The organism is Streptomyces sp. NBC_00654, from assembly GCF_026341775.1.
Taxonomy (GTDB): Bacteria; Actinomycetota; Actinomycetes; order Streptomycetales; family Streptomycetaceae; genus Streptomyces.
Genome location: NZ_JAPEOB010000001.1, coordinates 1,935,073 through 1,949,988, shown reverse-complemented (window position 1 = coordinate 1,949,988; position 14,916 = coordinate 1,935,073). Strand labels below are relative to the sequence as shown.

Annotated in this window: 9 protein-coding genes; 5 read left to right on the top strand and 4 right to left on the bottom strand. The window is 73.4% G+C overall.

Features of this window, described 5'->3' with window-relative positions; translation table 11 throughout:
* The first annotated feature begins 89 nt into the window (after window positions 1–89).
* On the top strand, window positions 90–785 hold the full coding sequence (locus tag OHA98_RS08550; RefSeq protein WP_266923937.1) for a PepSY domain-containing protein: 696 nt from the start codon (window positions 90–92) through the stop codon (window positions 783–785).
* Window positions 786–825: 40 nt separating this feature from the next.
* Here OHA98_RS08550 and OHA98_RS08545 read toward each other — a convergent pair whose 3' ends face one another.
* The 4 genes from OHA98_RS08545 to OHA98_RS08530 form a co-directional block, all read right to left on the bottom strand.
* On the bottom strand, window positions 826–3,102 hold the full coding sequence (locus OHA98_RS08545; protein ID WP_266923935.1) for a protein kinase: 2,277 nt from the start codon (window positions 3,100–3,102) through the stop codon (window positions 826–828).
* Window positions 3,099–5,639, bottom strand: coding sequence for a protein kinase (locus OHA98_RS08540; RefSeq protein ID WP_266923933.1), 2,541 nt, complete (start codon window positions 5,637–5,639; stop codon window positions 3,099–3,101). The genes OHA98_RS08545 and OHA98_RS08540 overlap by 4 nt, the downstream gene beginning before the upstream one ends.
* 229 nt (window positions 5,640–5,868) lie before the next feature.
* The gene (gene meaB / locus OHA98_RS08535; RefSeq protein ID WP_266923931.1) at window positions 5,869–6,828 is read right to left on the bottom strand and encodes a methylmalonyl Co-A mutase-associated GTPase MeaB; all 960 of its coding nucleotides are present in this window, start codon (window positions 6,826–6,828) and stop codon (window positions 5,869–5,871) included.
* Window positions 6,829–6,905: 77 nt separating this feature from the next.
* Window positions 6,906–8,108 carry an acetyl-CoA C-acetyltransferase gene (locus OHA98_RS08530; protein WP_266923929.1) on the bottom strand — a complete coding sequence of 401 codons (1,203 nt, stop codon included), beginning with the start codon at window positions 8,106–8,108 and terminating at the stop codon, window positions 6,906–6,908.
* Between the two features lie 134 nt (window positions 8,109–8,242).
* On the opposite strand from OHA98_RS08530, the gene mce reads away from it, so the two are divergent.
* The 4 genes from mce to OHA98_RS08510 all read left to right on the top strand — a co-directional run bounded on the left by mce (window position 8,243) and on the right by OHA98_RS08510 (window position 14,913).
* Window positions 8,243–8,671: a methylmalonyl-CoA epimerase gene (gene mce, locus OHA98_RS08525; protein WP_266923927.1), complete on the top strand. Its 429-nt coding sequence runs from the start codon at window positions 8,243–8,245 to the stop codon at window positions 8,669–8,671.
* Window positions 8,672–8,835: 164 nt separating this feature from the next.
* Complete coding sequence (scy, locus tag OHA98_RS08520) at window positions 8,836–12,699, top strand: polarized growth protein Scy (protein WP_266923925.1); 3,864 nt, start codon at window positions 8,836–8,838, stop codon at window positions 12,697–12,699.
* 184 nt (window positions 12,700–12,883) lie between these two features.
* Window positions 12,884–13,822 (top strand): cellulose-binding protein, encoded by a 939-nt coding sequence (locus OHA98_RS08515; RefSeq protein WP_266923923.1) that lies wholly within the window; start codon window positions 12,884–12,886, stop codon window positions 13,820–13,822.
* Window positions 13,823–13,908: 86 nt separating this feature from the next.
* Entirely contained in the window at window positions 13,909–14,913 is a 1,005-nt protein-coding gene (locus tag OHA98_RS08510; protein ID WP_266923921.1) for an ATP-binding cassette domain-containing protein, read from the top strand.
* Window positions 14,914–14,916 lie beyond the last annotated feature (3 nt).

Here is a 14,916-nt window from a genome sequence, read left to right as displayed (position 1 = left end):
GACGGCTTCAGGTGGCTTCAGGCTGCGTTCAGCATCGCCCCGGCAGTGTGGGTCACGTCGAACCGGCCCATCCCTCGGGGAGGAACCTCATGAAGCGCAACATCACCATCGCCGCCGTCACCGCGGCCGTGCTCATCGGCGGCGGAGCGGCCGCCACCATGGCCTTCGCGGACGACGACGGCGACCGCCGCGACGGGAGCACGAGCACGAGCGGCGGTACGGCTCCGAAGACGATCACCACCGGCGGGGACGACGCCCAGGCCGCGCTGCGGGGCGACGGCCGGGTCACCCTCGACGACGCCATCGCCGCCGCGCTGAAGAGCGTGCCCGGCAAGGTGACCGGGGCCGAGCTGGACGACGACGATGACGACGACCGCGACGTCTGGGAGCTGGATGTGTTCGGCGCCGACAAGGTCTGGCACGACGTGACCGTCGACGCCCGCAACGGCACGGTGCTCACCGACCGCGACGACGACAACGACGACCGCGACCGGCACGCGCCCCGGTCGGCCTCCGTCTCGCTGAACTCCGCGGTCCAGTCCGCGCTGAGGACCGCGCCCGGCAGCGTGACCTCCGTCGACCTGGACGACGACGATGACGACGACGGCCGCGGGCGCGAGGTTCTGCGCTGGGACATCGACATCACCGGCGAGGACGGCAAGCACCACGAGCTGCGCGTCGACGCGAAGAACGGCAAGGTCACGGTGGACCAGGATGACGACGACCGGGACGACGACCGCGCGGACGACCGGGACGACCGGGACGACGACCGCGACGACAGCTGAGCGGACGCCCCGCACGCCCCGGACCCCGGACCGCCGGGGTTCAGGGCGTGAAGCCGGACAGGACCGTCCCGTCGTTGTCGAAGGACAGATACAGCACGTCCCCGGAGGCGATCAGGCGGGAACCGTCGCCGAGCGGGCCGTTCAGGAGCTTGCGCTCCGGGCTGTCGACGCTGCCGTCGGCGTCCAGCGCGAAGCCGTCCACCACCTGCCCGTCGGTGACGAGGGCCGTGTCGCCCGAGACCGACGTACGGCCCGCGAGCGCCAGGTCGGAGACGTGGTGCCAGAGCTCCTTGCCGTCGGAGAGCCGGAACGCGCGCGTCTGCCCCGGCGCGGAGACCACGACGGTGCCGTCCCGGGAGACGGCGGGTTTGTGGACATGGGCCATCGACGGGGCCAGGGTCCTGCGCCGGGCGGGAGCCGCCATGTCGATCACGGTGATGCCGTCCTCGCCCGGACAGAGCAGCTCGGCCTTCCGCAGCACCGCCTCTCCGCACGAGAGGTCGCCCTGGACGACCCCCGGCCGCCGCTCTCCGGTCTCCGCGTCGAAGACCTCGATGTCCGACCCGACCGCCACCACCCGCCCCTCGGCGGCCAGCAGGGAGAACTGGAACTCGCTGTACTCCACACTCCACTTCTCCTTCCGCTCCGTGCCCGTCACCTGCTGCGCGACCAGCCGGCCCGTGGAGCCGCCCCGGATCTGCGAGACATAGTGGACCACCCCGTCCGCGTACACGGACCCGGTGCCCAGGTACCCCTTCCGCATCGGTCTGCGCCACACCTCCTTGCCGTCGGTGAGGCGGAGACCCACCAGCGCCTCCGGCAGGAAGGCGTACACGATGCCGTCGGCGACCGCCGCGATCGAGCGGCCGGCCGTGCCCGCCGCCACGGGGGTCTTCTCCGGGACGTTCCACCGCTGGACACCGGTCGCCGCCGCCAGCGCGGTCACCCCGCGCTCGCCGGAACAGACCAGCGTGGCCCCGGACAGCGCACAGCCGTACTCGCCGGTGCCCTTCCGCCCGGTCCACGGCTTCCAGCCCGCGGGCCGGACCGCGCGGTCGGCGCCCCGCTCCCCGAAGTCGTCGGTCTGCCCCGCGTCCGCGCCCGGCACGACCGTGGCGGAGTCCGGCCGGGCGGACGGCGAGGCGGAGGCGGACGCCCCGGGCCCGCCGCCGCCACCGGCTCCGTTCCCCTTCTTCCCGCCGTCCAGCAGCCCCGGCAGCAGTACGACGCCGAGCACCACACACAGCGCCACGGCGACGGCGGCCACCGCGGTCCACAGCACCCGCCGCCGGGGCCGCGCCGAATCTGCGGGAACAGGCGGTGCGGGCGGTGCGGGTGGCGGGGCAACGGGCGGTACGGGGGCGGGCGCCACGGCGGGCGGCGGCTCCGCGGCGGCCGAGCGCGCGCACGCGCGCGCCTCCTCCGCGTACGCGGCGAACGTCCCGCGCACCGCGTCGTGCCACGGGAACGGGTCCGGGTACTCCCCCGGCCGCAGCAGCCACGCCAGCTCCTGCGGGGTCGGCCGGTCCTCGGCCCGGGGGCTCAGGCAGCGTTCGATCACCGGACGCAACCGCTCCGGCACACCGCCGAGTTCGGGCTCCCCATGGGCGATGCGGAAGATGACGGCGGCCACGTCGGGGTCGTCGTAGGGGCCGCGCCCGGACGCGGCGTACGCGAGCACGGCCCCCAGGCAGAACACGTCCGAGGCCGGTACCAGCGCCTGCGAACCGTTGACGTGCTCGGGCGAGATGTAGCCGGGAGTGCCGACCACCACACCGGTCCGGGTCAGCTGCGTGGCCTCGAAGGCCTGCGCGATCCCGAAGTCGATGACCTTGGGCCCGTCGGCGGCGAGCAGCACATTGCCGGGCTTCAGGTCGCGGTGCAGCACCCGTACCCCGTGCATGTCGGCCAGCGCGCGGGCCAGCCCCGAACCCACCGCCCGTACCACCGGTTCGGGCAGCGGCCCGGTACGGAAGACGGCCTCGGCGAGCGAGGGGCCCGGGACGTACTCGGTGGCGAGCCAGGGCAGCGCCCCGGTCGCGTCCCCGCCGACCAGCGCGGCCGAGTGCGGGCTGCGGACCGCTCCGGCCGCCGCGATCTCCCGGCGGAAGCGGATCCGGAACCCGTCGTCGAGGTCGAGCCCGTCGCGCACGGTCTTCAGCGCGACCAGCCCGGCGAGCGGATCATCGCCCGGCGCGGTCACCTGGTCGCCCGGCCGGGCGAGGAACACCTCCCCCATCCCGCCCGCGCCGAGCAGGCCGAGCAGCCGGTACGGGCCGACCCGGGTACGGGCGCCGGGGGCGAGCGGTTCGATCACGACGCGGCCGGTCCCGGCAGCGGCACGGACAGGACGGTGCCCTGGTCGTACAGGACGTACACGGCACCGCCGACCGGCAGGATCTCCGGCGGCAGCAGTTCCTGGTCGAACTGGACGCCCCAATCGAGCTCGTCGTACTCGGGCGGGACCGAGGGTCCGGGTGCGCCCTTGAGCGGGGTCCTGCGCAGCTTCCCGGGCGTGGAGGCGCCGTTCAGCGGGACGCTGTAGAGCGTGGTGCTGTCCGCCCAGACGACGGTGTCGGCGACGATCACCGGGGCGGAGACCGGATTGCGCCGGCCGTCGCCCGCGTCCTGGTCCAGGGGGTACCGGCCGAGCGGGGTGCCGCCGTCGCGCGGGGCCACGACGATCTCCGCCGCGTTCCCGTCGTCCCCCTCCCAGGGCGCGCTGCCGCGCCGGAGGACCATGACGTCGTCGTCGACGGCCACCAGCCCGGTGGCGAAGGTCAGTCCGGTGGCGACGGCCGGTCCGGGCGGGACGGGAACCTCTCCGGTCAGCTTGAGCGAGGGCGCCCGGAGCCGGTACACGGTGAGGTCCGCCCCGTCCTTGATGGAGGAGTAGGCCGAGCAGTAGACGACGGGCAGGCGCACGAGCGCGTCCTGGCACCGGGACGCGTTCTCGTCGGTGGCCCGGCCCAGTTCCTCGCCGTCCTTCGTCCGCAGCGCACGCACCCCGTCCTGGCCGAGGATGTAGAGCACCCCGTCCTCGGTGGCCAGCGGCCAGTAGTCGTACCACTCGGCCTTGGCGATGTCCTCGCCGACGAGGGGCTTGCGCCACTTCTCCTTGCCGGTGCGGACGTCGAAGGCGGCCACCCGCGCGCCGTACGGGGTGTCGCCGATGTCGGCGAACACCAGCCCGTCGGCCACCGCCGGAGTGCTGTCCAGCCAGTACGCCCCACCGGTCCGGCTCTCCCAACGGGTCTTCCCCGTACGGGAGTCCAGCGCGAGCAGCCGGTTCCCGGCGGCCAGGAAGACGGTGTCACCGTGGATGGCCGGCCTCGTGGAGCCGCCGGGCATGAAGAACTGTCCGGTCGGGCTGACCCGGGCGCCCGGGGCATTGCCCTCCTCCTCGGCCGCGTAGTCCCACAGCTTCCTGCCGTCGGCGGCCGACAGCGCCTCGTACGATCCGTCGGTCCGGCGGCAGACCACGGCGTAGCGGCCCGCCGCGCAGCCCAGCGGGGCGGCGGAGAGCTTGCCCCGCCACGGCTTCCAGCCGGTGGGGCGGACCTCGCGGCCGTAGGGGACGGTGCCGGAGCCGTCGGGCCCGCCCTGGGCGTCGATCCCGGCGAGCACCTGGGCGGGTCCGCCTCCGGAGCCCTCCGGTCCACCGTTTCCGCCCGGCTCCCCGTCGCGCAGCGCGAGCAGCCCGCCGGTGGCTGCGCCGGCCAGGACCAGCGCGATGACCGCGGCGCGCACATACCGGCCCCAGGAAGGCAGCGGGGGCCGGGAGGCGGCCGGGCCGGGGGGCTGTTCCCGGTCCGGGTCCGGACCCGGATCCCGGGGAAGTCCCGGTCCCTGGGTGGGCAGTTGATCGGCGGGCGTCCTGCTGCCGGTGGCGGCCTGCGTCGGGGTGTACGGCGGGAGCAGGGGGCCGTCCAGGGCCCGGAGTGCGGCCAGTTCGCGTTCGTGCTCGGCGATGTGCTCCGCCACCGGTCCGGGCCAGCCCACGGCCGCGTCCGGGGCGAGGCGCGCGGCGAGTCCGGCGGCGGTGGGGCGGTCCTCCGGGCCGGCGACGAGACAGTCCGCGAGGACACCGCGCAGGGCGGACGGTACGCCGTCGAGATCGGCCTCGACGTACTTGATCCGGTAGAGCACCGCGGCCAGGGGCCCGTCGCCGAAGGGGTCCCGCCCGGTGGCGGCGTAGCAGAGCACGGAGGCCAGGCAGAAGATGTCGGACGCGAACGTGACGCGTCCGCCGCCGGCGACATGTTCCGGGGACATGAAGGCGGGGCTGCCGACCATGCGGCTGGTGGTGGTGAGCGCCGTGGCGCCGGTGTCCCGGGCGATCCCGAAGTCGATGAGCCGCGGGCCGTCCGACGCGAGCATCACATTGCCCGGCTTCACATCGCGGTGCACCACGCCCGCCGTGTGCACGGCCGCCAGCGCACGGGCGAGCCCGGCGCCGAGCATCCGCACCTCTTCCTCGCCGAGCGCCCCCGAGCGGCGCACCGCGGCCGACAGGGTCGGGCCCGCCACATAGCCGGTGGCCAGCCAGGGCACCTCCGCGTCGGCGTCGCCGTCGAGCAGCGGGGCGAGATGGGGGCCGGTGACGGAGCGGGCGAGGGTGATCTCGCGCCGGAAGCGGGTACGGAAGCCGGGGTCACCGGCCACGTCGCGGCGGACGGTCTTGACGGCGACGGGTTCGGCGCCGCCCGGCGCGTCCGTCCCGCGGGCGGCCGCTCCGGTCTCCTCGTCCCGTACCCCGAGGTAGACCTCGCCCATGCCTCCCGCGCCGAGCCTGGCCCGTATCGCGTACGGCCCGATCCGTCTCGGCGAGTCCTCCCGCAGCGGCCCCGGCATGCGTCGCTTCCCCCCTGGTGCGCACGGCTGGCGCGCGGCCCCCGCGCGCGTCCCGTGGCATCCTGCCACGCGCGCCGCCCGACCGGCAGGCTTCCACCCGTACGGCGAACGGCACGCCCCCGTCCCGTGACTGATGAACCGTCAGTCAAAGGTTTCACTGTCACCGGACGGGACGGGGCGAGCCGCGCGGCGGTTCCCGGGGCGGCCCGCACGCCGCCCCGGGGAGCCGTCAGGATTCGCCGGTGAGGCCCGCCACGAGTTCGTCGGCCGCCGCGTACGGGTCGAGGCGGCCCGCCACGATCCGGGTCGCCAGGGCGTCCAGGCGCCGGTCGCCGTGCAGATCGGCGATCCGTTCGCGCAGGGCGGTGACGGCGATGGTCTCGACCTCGCGGGCCGCCCGCGCGGTGCGCCGCTCGGCCAGGACGCCGTGCTCGTCCATCCATGCCCGGTGCTTCTCCAGGGCCTCGACGACCTCGTCGATGCCCTCGCCGCGGGCGGCGACCGTCTTGATGATCGGCGGCCGCCAGTCGCCGGGGCCGCGCGCCTCCCCGAGGCCGAGCATGTGGTTGAGCTCGCGGGCGGTGGCGTCCGCGCCGTCCCGGTCGGCCTTGTTGACGACGTACACATCGCCGATCTCCAGGATTCCGGCCTTCGCCGCCTGGATGCCGTCGCCCATGCCCGGGGCGAGGAGCACGACCGAGGTGTCGGCCTGGGAGGCGATCTCCACCTCCGACTGGCCGACGCCCACCGTCTCGACGAGGATCACGTCGCAGCCCGCCGCGTCCAGCACCCGGATCGCCTGCGGTGCCGACCAGGCCAGACCGCCCAGATGGCCGCGGGTGGCCATGGAGCGGATGTAGACGCCCGGGTCGGAGGCGTGGTCCGACATCCGGACCCGGTCACCGAGGAGCGCGCCCCCGGAGAACGGCGAGGACGGGTCGACGGCCAGCACCCCCACCCGCTTGCCGGCCCGGCGGTAGGCGGAGACCAGCGCCGAGGTCGAGGTGGACTTGCCCACGCCCGGCGAACCGGTGAGCCCCACGACGTAGGCGTGGCCCGCGAGCGGGGCCAGCGCCGCCATCACCTCCCGCAGCTGCGGTGACGCCCCCTCCACCAGCGAGATGAGCCGGGCCACCGCCCGCGGCCTGCCCTGCCGCGCCTGCTCGACCAGGGTGGGGACGTCCACCATCACCGCTCCGTTCACTTCGTTCTCGGGGTTACGAGTGTTCCTTGCCGGAAGGCGTCCCCAGCGGGATACGCCGGGATCTACCGGGGAACGCGGATGATCAGCGCGTCGCCCTGACCGCCGCCGCCGCACAGCGCCGCCGCGCCGGTGCCGCCGCCGCGCCGCTTCAGCTCCAGGGCCAGGTGCAGCACCACGCGGGCGCCGGACATCCCGATGGGGTGGCCGAGCGCGATGGCGCCGCCGTTGACGTTGACCTTGTCCGAGGTGACCCCGAGGTCCTTCATCGACTGGACGGCGACGGCCGCGAACGCCTCGTTGATCTCGATCAGGTCGAGGTCCTCGACGGTCAGGCCGTCCTTCTTCAGCGCGTGCCGGATGGCGTTGGAGGGCTGCGACTGGAGCGAGTTGTCCGGACCCGCCACATTGCCGTGGGCGCCGATCTCGGCGATCCAGTCCAGGCCCAGCTCCTCGGCCTTGGCCCGGCTCATGACGACGACCGCGGCGGCGCCGTCGGAGATCTGCGAGGAGGTGCCCGCGGTGATGGTGCCGTCCTTGGCGAAGGCGGGGCGCAGCCGGGCGAGGGACTCGACGGTCGTCTCGGCGCGGATTCCCTCGTCCTTGGCGAAGAGGACCGGGTCGCCCTTGCGCTGCGGGATCTCGACGGGGGTGATCTCGGCCTCGAAGACGCCGTTCTTCTGGGCGGCGGCGGCCCGCTGGTGGGACTGGGCGCCGATCTCGTCCTGGGCGGCGCGGTCCAGGCCGAGGCGGCTGTTGTGCTTCTCGGTGGACTCGCCCATCGGGATGTTCTCGTAGGCGTCGGTCAGACCGTCGTACGCCATGGAGTCGAGCATCTCGATCGCGCCGTACTTGTAGCCCTCGCGGGACTTCGGCAGCAGGTGCGGGGCGTTGGTCATCGACTCCTGGCCGCCGGCGACGACGACGTCGAACTCACCGGCGCGGATGAGCTGGTCGGCCAGCGCGATGGCGTCGAGCCCGGACAGGCACACCTTGTTGACGGTGAGCGCGGGAACGTTCATCGGGATGCCGGCCTTGACCGCGGCCTGGCGGGCCGGGATCTGCCCCGCCCCGGCCTGGAGCACCTGACCCATGATCACGTACTCGACCTGGTCGCCGCCGATGCCGGCCCGGTCCAGCGCGGCCTTGATGGCGATGCCGCCGAGGTCGGCCCCGGAGAAGCTCTTCAGGGAGCCGAGGAGACGGCCCATGGGCGTGCGGGCGCCCGCGACGATCACTGAGGTGGTGGTACCGGTCGTTCCTGACATGGGCACGGCCCCTTGGGGTTGTATGTGAACGAGGGTTTACTCGAATGTACTGAGCGGTACCCCGCCCGTCATCCGGCAACGGGTGTGATGGCGCGCACGTTGCGTAACCATGTCCGGGGCGCTGCACTGGTTCCATGCTGACGCGAATCGACCACATCGGGATCGCCTGTTTCGACCTCGACACGACGGTGGAGTTCTACCGGGCCACGTACGGGTTCGAGGTGTACCACTCCGAGATCAACGAGGAGCAGGGCGTCCGGGAGGCCATGCTCAGGATCAACGGGACCTCGGACGGCGGGGCCTCCTACCTCCAGCTGCTGGAGCCGACCCGGGAGGACTCGGCCGTGGGCAAGTGGCTGGCGAAGAACGGGGAGGGCGTCCACCACATCGCCTTCGGGACCGCGGACGTGGACCAGGACGCCGCGGACATCCGGGAGAAGGGTGTCAGGGTGCTCTACGACGAGCCCAGGACGGGGTCGATGGGGTCCCGGATCACGTTTCTGCACCCGAAGGACTGCCACGGTGTGCTCACCGAACTGGTCACGTCCCGGACGGAGCACTGACCTCCGCATACCTGGGCCGGTAGAGTGGGCGGTTCCGGGCCGGGGCCGGGTCGGGGCCGCGCCGCGTCTCCTTCGTTTGTCTGTCACCATTCCCCGGGGGACCGTTCGCCGGCGAACGGTGCTCGTTTGGAGAGTTGCGACCAGGGGACGGATGGGACCGCGCAGTGCGGGGCTACGAACGCCAGGAGAGCCACCGAGCTGAAGACGACCATCTCTCGCGGTTCGAAGCCGAGATGGACCGGCTGAAGACCGACCGGGAGAAGGCCGTCCAGCACGCCGAGGACCTCGGTTACCAGGTCGAGGTCTTGCGTGCCAAGCTGCACGAGGCCCGGCGCAATCTCGCGACCCGTCCCGCGTACGACAGCGCGGACCTCGGCTACCAGGCCGAGCAGATGCTCCGCAACGCCCAGGTCCAGGCGGACCAGCTGCGCAGCGACGCCGAGCGTGAGCTCCGTGACGCCCGCGCGCAGACCCAGCGGATCCTTCAGGAACACGCCGAGCACCAGGCCAGACTCCAGGCCGAGTTGCACACGGAGGCCGTCCAGCGCAGGCAGCGGCTCGACCAGGAGTTGGCCGAACGCCGCCAGACCGTCGAGTCCCACGTCAACGAGAACGTCGCCTGGGCCGAGCAGCTCCGGGCCCGCACCGAGTCCCAGGCCCGCCGTCTCCTCGACGAGTCCCGCGCCGAGGCCGAGCAGGCTCTGACGGCGGCGCGCAACGAGGCGACCCGGCTCGCCGACGAGACCCGCCGGCGCCTCGGCTCGGAGTCCGAGGCGGCCCGGTCCGAGGCCGAGACGCTGCTGCTGCGCGCCCGCCGGGAGGCCGAGCGTCTGGTGACCTCGGCCTCGGCGCAGGCGCAGGAGACCGCCAGCCACGCCGAGCAGCTGCGGACCTCGACGACCGCCGAGACCGAGCAGACCAGGCAGCAGACCACCGAGCTGAACCGGACGGCCGAACAGCGTCTCCAGGAGGCCGGGACCCAGCTGCGCGAAGCCCGGCTGGAGGCCGAGAAGATCCTCTCCGAGGCGAAGGAGGCCGCGGTCAAGCGGCTGGCCGGCGCCGAGTCGCAGAACGAGCAGCGCACCCGTACGGCCAAGTCCGAGATCGCCCGGCTGGTCGGCGAGGCCACCAAGAGCGCCGAAGCGCTCAAGGAGGAGGCCGAGCAGGCCCTCGCCGACGCCCGCGCCGAGGCCGAGCGGGTGGTCGCCGAGGCGTCCGAGAAGGCGCGCACCACGGCCGCCGAGGACACCGCGGCCCAGCTCGCCAAGGCGGCCCGGACCGCCGAGGAGGTGCTGACGAAGGCGTCCGAGGACGCGAAGTCCACCACCGCGGCGGCGAGCGAGGAGGCCGACCGGATCCGCCGCGAGGCGGAGGCCGAGGCCGACCGGCTGCGCGGCGAGGCCGCCGAACAGGCCGACCAGCTCAAGGGCGCGGCCAAGGACGACACCAAGGAGTACCGGGCCAAGACGGTCGAGCTCCAGGAGGAGGCCCGCAGGCTGCGCGGCGAGGCGGAGCAGCTGCGCTCCGAGGCCGTCGCCGAGGGCGAGCGGATCCGCGGCGAGGCCCGCCGGGAGGCCGTCCAGCAGCTGGAGGAGGGTGCCCGCACCGCCGAGGAGCTGCTGACCAGGGCCAGGTCGGACGCCGATGAGCTGCGGACCTCCGCGGGCACCGAGAGCGAGCGGGTGCGCACCGACGCGGCCGAGCGCGCCGCGACCCTGCGCAAGCAGGCCGAGGAGACCCTGGAGCGCACCCGGGCCGAGGCCGACAAGCTCCGGGCCGAGGCCGAGGAGCAGGCCGAGTCCCTCACCGCCGCGGCCGAACAGGCGGCGGCGGAGCTGCGGGCGGAGACCGAGCGCGCGGTAGCCGCCCGGCAGTCCGAGGCCGCCGAGGAGCTGGCCCGGCTGCGCACCGAGGCCGAGGCCCGGCTCGCCACCGCCGAGGAGGCGCTGAGCGAGGCCCGTACCGAGGCGGAGCGCATCCGCCGCGAGACGAACGAGGAGTCCGAGCGGCTGCGGGCCGAGGCCGCCGAGCGGCTGCGTACGCTCCAGGAGCAGGCCGAGACGGAGTCCGAGCGGCTGCGCGACGAGGCCGCGGCCGACGCCTCGCAGGCCCGTGCGGAGGGCGAGAACGTCGCCGTACGGCTGCGTGGCGAGGCGGCGGCCGAGGCGGAGCGGCTCAAGTCCGAGGCGCAGGAGAGCGCCGACCGGGTGCGGGCCGAGGCAGCCGCCGCGGCGGAGCGGGTCGCCACCGAGGCCGCCGAGGCGCTGTCGGCCGCCCAGGAGGAGGCCAACCGGCGTCGCCGGGAGGCCGAGGAGACCCTGGGAGCGGCGCGCACCGAGGCCGAGCAGGAGCGCGTCCGGGCCCGCGAGCAGAGCGAGGAGCTGCTCGCCTCCGCCCGCAAGCGGGTCGAGGAGGCCCAGGCCGAGGCCCAGCGGCTCGCCGCGGAGGCGGACTCCCGGGCGACCGAGCTGGTCGCCGCGGCCGAGCAGACGGCCCAGCAGGTACGGGACTCCGTCGCCGGTCTCCAGGAGCAGGCCGAGGAGGAGATCGCCGGGCTGCGCTCCACCGCCGAGCACGCCGCGGACCGGACCAGGACCGAGGCGCAGGAGGAGGCGGACCGCGTCCGCGCGGACGCCTACGCCGAGCGCGAGCGGGCCACCGAGGACGCCAACCGCGTCCGCCGGGTGGCGGCCGAGGAGTCCGAGGCCGCGAAGGCGCTGGCCGAGCGTACGGTCTCCGAGGCGATCGCCGAGTCGGAGCGGGTGCGCGCCGACACCTCGGAGTACAGCCAGCGGGTCCGTACCGAGGCGTCCGACGCGCTCGCCTCCGCCGAGCAGGACGCCTCGCGCGCCCGTGCCGAGGCCCGTCAGGACGCCAACCGCATCCGTTCGGAGGCGGCGGCCCAGTCCGACCGGCTCATCGGCGAGTCGACGGCCGAGAGCGAGCGGATCCGTACCGAGGCCACCGACGCGGGCAACCAGCTCGTCGGCGAGGCCACTACCGAGGCCGAGCGGCGCCGTACGGAGGCGGCCGCCCAGGCGGACCGGGTCGTCGCGGAGGCCACCGACGAGGCGGAGCGGCTGCGCGCGGAGGCGGCGGAGACCCTCGGCTCGGCGCGGGAGCACGCGGCCCGCACCCACGAGGAGTCCGAACAGCTGCGCGCCGAGGCGGAGTCGGCGGCCGAGAAGCTGCGCGCCGAGGCCCGCCAGGAGGCGGACCGGGTGCTCGACGAGGCGCGCGAGGCCGCGGCGAAGCGGCGCGCGGACGCGGCCGAGCAGGCCGACCAGCTCGTGGGCAAGGCCCAGGAGGAGGCGCTCCGTTCCGCCACCGAGGCCGAGGCGCAGGCCGACACGATGGTCGGCGCGGCCCGCAAGGAGGCCGTGCGGATCACGTCCGAGGCGACGGTCGAGGGCAACACCCTGGTGGAGCGGGCGCGTACGGACGCGGACGAACTGCTGGTCGGCGCACGGCGCGACGCCACCGCGATCCGGGACCGGGCCGAGGAGCTGCGGACCCGGCTGGAGAGCGAGATCGAGGAGCTGCACGAGCGGGCCCGCCGGGAGACCTCGGAGCAGATGAAGACCGCCGGCGAGCGCGTCGACAACCTGATGAAGGCGGCGACCGAACAGCGCGACGAGGCCGAATCGAAGGCCAAGGAGCTGCTGGCGGACGCCAATTCGGAGGCCAGCAAGGTCCGGATCGCCGCGGTGAAGCGTGCCGAGTCGCTCCTGAAGGAGGCCGAGGCCAAGAAGTCCGAGCTGGTCCGCCAGGCCGAGAAGCTGCGCGCCGACGCCGAGTCGGAGTCGAAGCAGATGGTCGACGAGGGCCGGCGGGAGCTGGATGTGCTGGTGCGCAGGCGCAAGGACATCAATACGGAGATTTCCCGTGTCCAGGACGTACTCGAAGCGCTGGAGTCCTTCGAGACACCGGCAGGGGGCGGGAAGCCGGCCAACGGCGGCTCCCCAGGAGGCGCCAAGGCCACGGCGGCGGCGGGTACCCGGTCCGGCGGCAAGTCCTCGGAGGGGTAGCCGGTCCGTCATGTCCCGTGCTTCGTCATGGACATTCAATCCTTTGAGCGGCAAGCGCTCCGGGGGTCAGCCACTCAAAAGGGGTGTCATTCTCCAGATCAAACCGGCTTCTGCACGCTGACACGCCGCCCAGGCCCCTAGGATTCCCCCTAACACCTCACCGGTCTCATTCGACAGGAAACCCATGAGCGACCCTTCCTCCCCCTTCGGCTTCGAGCTCGTGCGACGTGGTTACGACCGCGGTCAGGTGGACGACCGCATTACCAAGCTCGTCGCCGACCGTGATAGTGCTCTGGCCCGAATCACCTCTCTGGAAAAGCGCATCGAGGAGCTCCACCTCGAAACGCAGAACGCCCAGGCCCAGGTCAACGACGCGGAGCCGTCGTACGCCGGGCTCGGTGCGCGTGTCGAGAAGATTCTCCGCCTCGCCGAGGAGGAGGCCAAGGACCTGCGTGAGGAGGCCCGTCGCGCGGCCGAGCAGCACCGCGAGCTGGCCGAGTCGGCCGCCCAGCAGGTGCGCAACGACGCCGAGTCGTTCGCCGCCGAGCGCAAGGCGAAGGCCGAGGACGAGGGCGTTCGCATCGTCGAGAAGGCCAAGGGCGAGGCGACCACGCTGCGCACCGAGGCGCAGAAGGACGCCCAGTCCAAGCGCGAGGAGGCGGACGCCCTCTTCGAGGAGACCCGCGCCAAGGCGGCCCAGGCCGCGGCGGACTTCGAGACGAACCTCGCCAAGCGCCGCGAGCAGTCGGAGCGCGACCTCGCGTCCCGTCAGGCCAAGGCCGAGAAGCGTCTGGCCGAGATCGAGCACCGCGCCGAGCAGCTCCGCCTGGAGGCCGAGAAGCTCCGTACGGACGCCGAGCGCCGGGCCCGTCAGACGGTGGAGACCGCGCAGCGCCAGGCCGAGGACATCGTGGCCGACGCGAACGCCAAGGCCGACCGGATCCGCAGCGAATCGGAGCGCGAGCTGGCGGCGCTCACCAACCGCCGCGACTCGATCAACGCCCAGCTGACCAACGTCCGCGAGATGCTGGCGACGCTGACGGGTGCCGCGGTGGCCGCCGCCGGTTCGCCGGTGGACGACGAGCCCGCCACCCGTGGTGTGCCGGCTCAGCAGGGCCGCTGACCCCCGGTAGGACAGCCGTACCCCGTCGCGCGCCCGGTTCCGCCCTTGTGGTGGCGCCGGGCGCGCGGCCGTTCTAGCGTGAACGCATGATCGAGCTTGACGGACTCACCAAGCGATTCGGCGACAAGGTCGCCGTCGACCAGTTGTCCTGCCAGGTCAGACCGGGGATGGTGACCGGCTTCCTGGGCCCGAACGGGGCGGGCAAGTCCACGACGATGCGGATGATGCTCGATCTCGACAACCCCACCAGCGGATCGGTGCGCATCGACGGCAAGCACTACCGCGAGCTGGAAGAACCGCTGAAGTACATCGGAGCGCTGCTCGACGCCAAGTCGATGCACGGCGGTCGCAGCGCGTACAACAATCTGCTGTGTCTCGCGCAGAGCAATCGCATCCCCGAGAGCCGGGTCGCGGAGGTTCTCGACACGGTCGGGCTGAGCGCGGTCGCGAAGAAGAAGTCCAAGGGCTTCTCCCTCGGTATGGGCCAGCGGCTCGGTATCGCGTCCGCGCTGCTCGGTGATCCCGAGATCCTGATGTTCGACGAACCGGTCAATGGTCTGGACCCCGAGGGTATTCACTGGATCCGCAATCTGATGAAGACCCTCGCGTCCGAGGGCCGGACGATCTTCGTCTCCTCGCATCTGATGAGCGAAATGGCACTGACCGCCGACCATTTGATCGTGATCGGCCAGGGCCGGCTGCTCGCCGACACCTCGATGGCCGACTTCATCCACGAGAACTCGCGCAGTTATGTACGGCTGCGCTCCCCGCAGCAGGAGCGCCTGCGGGACGTGCTGCACGCGGAGGGCTTCGTCGCGGTCGAGTCGGGGAACGGCACCCTGGAGATCGACGGCGCCACCAGCGACGCACTCGGTGAGCTCGCCGCGCGCCACCAGATCGTCCTGCACGAGCTGAGTTCCCAGCGGGCCTCGCTGGAGGAAGCGTTCATGCAGATGACCGCGGGCTCCGTGGAGTACCACGCGCACTCGGAACGGGACGGGGCCCCGCCACCGCCGGTGGGTGCGGGCTGGGGCGAGCAGTGGAACCAGCGGGGCGGCCGGGGCGCTTCCCGCGACGGCAGGGGGGCGTGACGA

What these genes read in the sequence shown, in the direction of transcription:
- OHA98_RS08550 (WP_266923937.1), top strand. Translation starts at nt 90, where the DNA reads ATGAAGCGCAACATCACCATCGCCGCCGTCACCGCGGCCGTGCTCATC.
- OHA98_RS08540 (WP_266923933.1), bottom strand. Translation starts at nt 5,639, where the DNA reads ATGCCGGGGCCGCTGCGGGAGGACTCGCCGAGACGGATCGGGCCGTAC.
- meaB (WP_266923931.1), bottom strand. Translation starts at nt 6,828, where the DNA reads ATGGTGGACGTCCCCACCCTGGTCGAGCAGGCGCGGCAGGGCAGGCCG.
- OHA98_RS08530 (WP_266923929.1), bottom strand. Translation starts at nt 8,108, where the DNA reads ATGTCAGGAACGACCGGTACCACCACCTCAGTGATCGTCGCGGGCGCC.
- mce (WP_266923927.1), top strand. Translation starts at nt 8,243, where the DNA reads ATGCTGACGCGAATCGACCACATCGGGATCGCCTGTTTCGACCTCGAC.
- OHA98_RS08515 (WP_266923923.1), top strand. Translation starts at nt 12,884, where the DNA reads ATGAGCGACCCTTCCTCCCCCTTCGGCTTCGAGCTCGTGCGACGTGGT.
- OHA98_RS08510 (WP_266923921.1), top strand. Translation starts at nt 13,909, where the DNA reads ATGATCGAGCTTGACGGACTCACCAAGCGATTCGGCGACAAGGTCGCC.